Annotated in this window: 5 protein-coding genes, 1 tRNA gene and 1 pseudogene; 3 read left to right on the forward strand and 4 right to left on the reverse strand. The window is 68.9% G+C overall.

The window, feature by feature from the left end; translation table 11 throughout:
- Window positions 1-65: 65 nt before the first annotated feature.
- Both OOT08_RS05665 and OOT08_RS05670 read left to right on the forward strand, forming a co-directional pair.
- The gene (locus OOT08_RS05665) at window positions 66-359 is read left to right on the forward strand and encodes a hypothetical protein (RefSeq protein WP_325091609.1); all 294 of its coding nucleotides are present in this window, start codon (window positions 66-68) and stop codon (window positions 357-359) included.
- A 250-nt stretch (window positions 360-609) separates the two neighbouring features.
- Complete coding sequence (locus OOT08_RS05670; RefSeq protein WP_325091610.1) at window positions 610-1,395, forward strand: YidC/Oxa1 family membrane protein insertase; 786 nt, start codon at window positions 610-612, stop codon at window positions 1,393-1,395.
- Between the two features lie 131 nt (window positions 1,396-1,526).
- On the opposite strand, the gene OOT08_RS05675 is transcribed toward OOT08_RS05670, so the two are convergent.
- From OOT08_RS05675 to OOT08_RS05690, 4 genes are all read right to left on the reverse strand, one after another.
- Window positions 1,527-1,602: transfer RNA gene (locus tag OOT08_RS05675), tRNA-Arg, on the reverse strand.
- Window positions 1,603-1,775: 173 nt separating this feature from the next.
- Entirely contained in the window at window positions 1,776-2,579 is an 804-nt protein-coding gene (locus tag OOT08_RS05680; RefSeq protein ID WP_325091611.1) for a hypothetical protein, read from the reverse strand.
- A gap of 176 nt (window positions 2,580-2,755) precedes the next feature.
- Entirely contained in the window at window positions 2,756-4,102 is a 1,347-nt protein-coding gene (gdhA, locus tag OOT08_RS05685; protein WP_442916200.1) for an NADP-specific glutamate dehydrogenase, read from the reverse strand.
- Window positions 4,103-4,173: 71 nt separating this feature from the next.
- Complete coding sequence (locus OOT08_RS05690; RefSeq protein WP_325091613.1) at window positions 4,174-4,866, reverse strand: metal-dependent transcriptional regulator; 693 nt, start codon at window positions 4,864-4,866, stop codon at window positions 4,174-4,176.
- Window positions 4,867-4,962: 96 nt separating this feature from the next.
- On the opposite strand from OOT08_RS05690, the pseudogene OOT08_RS05695 reads away from it, so the two are divergent.
- Window positions 4,963-5,282: pseudogene (locus OOT08_RS05695) on the forward strand (phosphoserine transaminase); the annotation flags it as partial.

Genomic DNA, 5,282 nt, shown 5'->3' on the forward strand with positions numbered 1-5,282 from the left:
TTTTGCCCAGGCGCGGGCGCGGCTGAGCGTCTAGACTCGGGGCAGGTCGAGAGGAGGACGCCCGCATGGTCACCGCGTGGTTGATGGCGCAGTTCCTCGCGCTCGTCCTGAGCCTCGCGCTCGGCGCGCAGCTCTCCCAGCCCTCCGGCGGCACGATCGCGCTCGTCGCGCTCAGCCTGGCCCTGCTGGTCCCGGCCGCACCCATCGTCTTCCGGGTGCTGCGCCGGGCGCTCCCGGGCGCGGTGCGTCCCCCGGCGCGCGGGGTCACCCGCCCCCACCTCGCGCCGCGCCGCGCCGCGGGAGCCCCGGGCACCCGCGGCTCCGTTCGCGCGCGGGCCCCGGCGACGGCGGACGCCTAGCCGAGACCCGGCGCTGCTCCGCGGCGCCCGCGCGTCCGGATGCTCCCAGCTCTGACCGCTCCCCGTCGCCCCTCCGTGTGGCGGCGACAGCGCACGCGGCAGTGCCGCACCTCGGGTGCGGGCGGGAGTCCGCCGCACCGCTCCGGCTCAGGCGTCTCCGCCCGCTGCGCGGCGCCCGCCCGGGCTGCCCCGCACGGAGCCACGCGGCTCCAAAGCCCGTTGTTCGACCGCACCCGTCCCCGGAGGACCCGTGAACATTTACGATTTTGCCCCCATCCGCGCCCTGATCAACGGGGCCTACTGGGTGGTCACCGCCCTGAGCGAGCTGCTCGCCCCGCTCGCGGGCGGGGCGAGCGCCGCGCTCGCCGTGATCCTGCTCACCGTGCTCGTGCGCACCCTGCTCATCCCCGTCGGGCGTTCCCAGGTCAAGGCGGGGATCACCCGCGAGCGGATCGCCCCGAAGCTGCAGGAGATCCAAAAAAAGTACCGCAAGAACCCCGAGCTGCTCCAGCGCAAGACGATGGAGCTCTACGCCGCCGAGAAGGCCTCGCCCTTCGCCGGGTGCCTCCCCGTGCTGTTTCAGATGCCCGTGCTGATGGGCGTCTACGGCCTGTTCATCCTGCCGGAGATCGGCGGGGAGCCGAACGAGTTGCTCAGCCGCACCTTCCTCGGCATTCCGCTCGGCACCGGCTTCCTCGGGCAGATCACCGCGGGTGAGGTCACCTGGACGTCCGCCCTCGTCTTCCTCGCCATCATCGTGATTATCGCCGTCGTCGCCCAGTTCTCGCGGCGGCTGCTCACCCCGCCCACGCCGCCCCAGCAGGCCCGGCCGGAGCCCCAGCCGGGGATGCCCGCCATGCCCGACCTGAGCGGCATGATGCGCGTCATGAGCTTCATGCCGTTCATGACCGCCGTGATCGCGGCCTTCGTGCCGCTCGCCGCGGCGCTCTACCTCATGACCACGACCGCCTGGACGCTCGTCGAGCGCCTCGTGCTCCGCCGGGTCATGGGCGCGACCCCGATCCCAAAGGCGTAGCCGCCACGCTGCCGCGTGCCACCCGGGTTCGCGGCAGCGCAGCGTTCGCTCGGCGCACAGCTCGCGGCAGGGGCGCGGCGCTCACCGCACGGGGCGCGTCGGGTGACGGGTGGGGGCTGGGGGCTGGGGGCTGGTGCCCCAGAGAGGAATCGAACCTCCGACACCGGCTTTAGGAGAGCCGTGCTCTATCCACTGAGCTACTGGGGCGCACCGGTTCATCTTATCGGATTCGACCGGGGCGGAGGGCGCGGCCACGGCCCGACCGGGCGGAACCGGGCCGGGGATGACCGGGCCGGGGATGACCCATAAAACGACTCAGGGGGCCGCACCCTTCGGTGCGGCCCCCTGAGTCTGCAGAGAACTGGTGTCGGCGTCGGCGCTTAGCCGATGCGGACGAAGCCGGAGTAGCCGGCGGGGTCGGCGTCGTAGTGGGTCTCGACGGTGTTGCCGCCGTTCCAGCCACTGTGGATCGCCTGGTGGTTGACGCCGTCACCCGAGTACATGGCGACGTGGCCACCGTTGTCGGCGCCGCGCATCATGATGTCACCGGCGCGGACCTCCGACGCGGAGATCGGGGTGCCGTAGCCGAGCGCACCCCAGACACCGAGGTCGCCCACGTTGTAGCCCAGGTCGCGCAGCGCGCGCTCGATGAGCACGGTGCAGTCCTGGATGGAGCCGATCTGCGAGCGGGCGGAGGCCAGCAGGGCCCCGGCGCTCGCGCTGGCGGGAGCGCCGCCAGCCTTGGCTGCGGGAGCGGCCGCGGGAGAGGTGGTGGCCGGCTTGTTGGAGACGGCGAGGGCGGCGGCGGAGGCCTGCTCTTCCTGCTCGGTCTCGATCTTCAGCATTTCGGCGGCGAGCTTGTCGGTGGCGGCCTTCTTCTCGGCGGCCTCCTGCTCGGCCTGCTTCAGCGCGACGGCGTCGAGGTCGTCCTGCGTCTGCGCGTCGAAGCGGGTCAGCTCCATCTGCTTCTCGACCTCTTCGGCCGTCAGCTGCTGCACCTTTGCGAAGACCTGCTCAGAGAGGTCGTCGCTCGAGGGTGCGGCGTACGCGGGGAGGGCGAGGGTGCCGATGAATCCTACGGCGAGCGTCGCACCCACGATGCTGCGAACGTTCTTTTTGGTCGTCGTGGCCTTGGTCCGGCGGGCCTCAAGTGATGCCAGCTCGGTTCCAGGATTTTCTGCCAATTGTCTACCTATCGTCTGCGGTTCAGTTCGTCTGCGGTTCAACTCAAGTGTGACCCGTGTGGATCAGAGACTTGTTTAGCGTAACCGAAGATCACGGAATTGTCACGCTCCGACGGAAATTCGCGGAAAATCGCGGAAAATCGCCGCCGGAACCGGCGCCCGGTCGGGCTCGGTGGCTACACCACACCCTGCGCGAGCATGGCCTCCGCGACCCCGACGAAGCCCGCGCTGTTCGCGCCGAGGACGTAGTCGCCCGGTTTCCCGTAGCGCTCGGAGGCCTCGTAGGCGCTGTCGTGGACGTGGCACATGATGGCGCGGAGGCGCTCCTCGCTGTCCCCGAAGGTCCAGGACTGCCGCGCGGCGTTCTGGCTCATTTCCAGGGAGGATGCGGCGACCCCGCCCGCGTTCGCGGCTTTGCCGGGCGCGAAGAGCACCCCGGCCTCCTGAAAGAGGTGCACGGCGTCGGGCACGACGGGCATGTTTGCGCCCTCGGCCACGAGGCTGACGCCGTTCGCGATGAGCCGCTGCGCGTCCGCGAGGAGGAGCTCGTTCTGGGTCGCGCAGGGGAAGGCGAGGTCGGCGGGCACCTCCCACACGTTCCCCTTGGCCACGAAGCGTGCGCCGGGCCGCCGCTCGGCGTACTCCGAGACCCGTCCGCGCTCGACCTCTTTGATCTGACGGAGCAGCTCCAGGTCGATGCCCGCCTCGTCCACAACGTAGCCAGAGGAGTCGGAGACCGTGATCGCGGTCGCGCCCAGCTGACGCAGTTTCTCGATCACGAAGGTGGCCACGTTCCCGGAGCCGGAGACGATGGCCGTTCGGCCCGCCACGGAGGAGCCGGTGCGCGCGAGCATCCGCTCCGCGAAGAACACGGCCCCGTACCCGGTGGCCTCGTTGCGGACCTCGGCCCCGCCCCAGCCGGTGCCCTTGCCGGTGAGGACGCCCGACTCGTGCCGGTTCGTGAGGCGGCGATACTGACCAAAGAGGTAGCCGATCTCCCGACCGCCGACGCCGATGTCCCCCGCGGGGACATCGGTGTGCTCGCCGAGGTGGCGGAAGAGCTCGGTCATGAAGCTCTGGCAAAAGCGCATGACCTCGCCGTCGCTGCGCCCGTGCGGGTCGAAATCGGAGCCGCCCTTGCCGCCGCCGATCGCCTGCCCCGTGAGCGAGTTCTTGAAGATCTGCTCGAAGCCGAGGAACTTCACGATGGAGAGGTTCACGGAGGAGTGAAAGCGCAGTCCTCCCTTATAGGGGCCGAGCGCCGAGTTGAACTGCACGCGGAAACCGCGGTTCACGCGAACCGTGTTCGCATCGTCGACCCAGGGCACCCGGAACATGATCTGCCGCTCGGGCTCGATCAATCGCTCCAGGAGGCGCGCGTCCAGAAACTCGGGGTGTTCGTCGAGCACGGGCGCGACGGACTCCAACACCTCATACACCGCCTGCAGAAACTCCGGTTCCCCGGGGTTTCGCGCGAGGGCGATCTCCGCAATCTCGTTGACGTGGGTCTGCGATTTTGGCAAAGTCAAACTGGGCTCCTTCTCAGTTAGCGAGCCCCTGCGTTTGTTGGATCGGGTTGACTCCCGGCAAGGGGCTACTGCGAAACGAAGATGTGGCCCGCAACCTCGAGGGGGAGTTCGAGCCCATCGTCGAAACCATCGACCTCGACGAGCACATAGGAGCCCGTCTGGGAGAAGGTCGCGGTCTTGCCGGGCATCACGCCCGACATCTTGAGCTGCTGGAGCAGCTCGGGGTCAACCTGGATCGGCTCGGCGAGGCGGCGAATAATCGCCTTCGCTCCCGTGCGACCGCCACTCAGGAGCTCGACCAGGTTGGTGACCCCCGTGAGGAACGGCTTCGTCGGGCTCTCGCCCAGCTCGTCCAGTCCGGGGATCGGGTTGCCATAGGGCGACTCGGTGGGGTGATCGAGGATCGTGAGGAGCTTGCGCTCCACCTGCTCGCTCATCACGTGCTCCCACCGGCAGGCCTCCACGTGCACGAACTCCCACTCGAGTCCGATCACGTCGGCGAGCAAACGCTCAGCCAGGCGGTGCTTCCGCATCACGTGGGTGGCCTTGGTGCGGCCAGCCGGCGTGAGCTCCAGGTGACGATCGCCGGTGACGATCACCAGCCCGTCTCGTTCCATCCGGCCAACGGTCTGAGACACGGTTGGTCCGGAGTGTCCGAGCCGCTCCGAAATACGCGCGCGCAGGGGAACGATTCGTTCCTCTTCAAGCTCGAGAATCGTGCGAAGATACATCTCCGTCGTGTCGATCAGGTCGGCCATGTGTTCCCTCCGGGGTTACCGTTCATCGTCAGCTTACCCGGTGGGCGACCATCGGAAGAACCGAGGGAACACCCACCACTCGATACACTAGCCGTCATGGCCGACATTCTGCTCCCCCAGGAACTCATCCCCGCCGACGGACGCTTTGGTTGCGGACCGTCCAAGATCCGCCCCGCGCAGCTCGACGCGCTCGCGCAGCTGAACCCCGCCGTGCTCGGCACCTCGCACCGACAGGCTCCCGTCAAGGACCTCGTTGGCTCGCTTCGCTCCGGGCTGAGCGACCTCTTCCGTGCCCCGGAGGGCTACGAGGTCCTGCTCGGCAACGGCGGCGCGAGCGCCTTCTGGGACGCCGCCGCACACTCGCTGATCGAGAAGCGCAGCCAGAACCTGGCCTTCGGCGAGTTCGGCGCAAAATT

Origin of the sequence: Leucobacter sp. M11 (genome assembly GCF_035726885.1) — a bacterium.
Classification (GTDB): domain Bacteria; phylum Actinomycetota; class Actinomycetes; order Actinomycetales; family Microbacteriaceae; genus JAPFRB01.

Bases quoted from the DNA above. Each gene is read 5' to 3' on its own strand.
- OOT08_RS05665 (WP_325091609.1), top strand. From the start codon at position 66: ATGGTCACCGCGTGGTTGATGGCGCAGTTCCTCGCGCTCGTCCTGAGC.
- OOT08_RS05690 (WP_325091613.1), bottom strand. From the start codon at position 4,866: ATGGCCGACCTGATCGACACGACGGAGATGTATCTTCGCACGATTCTC.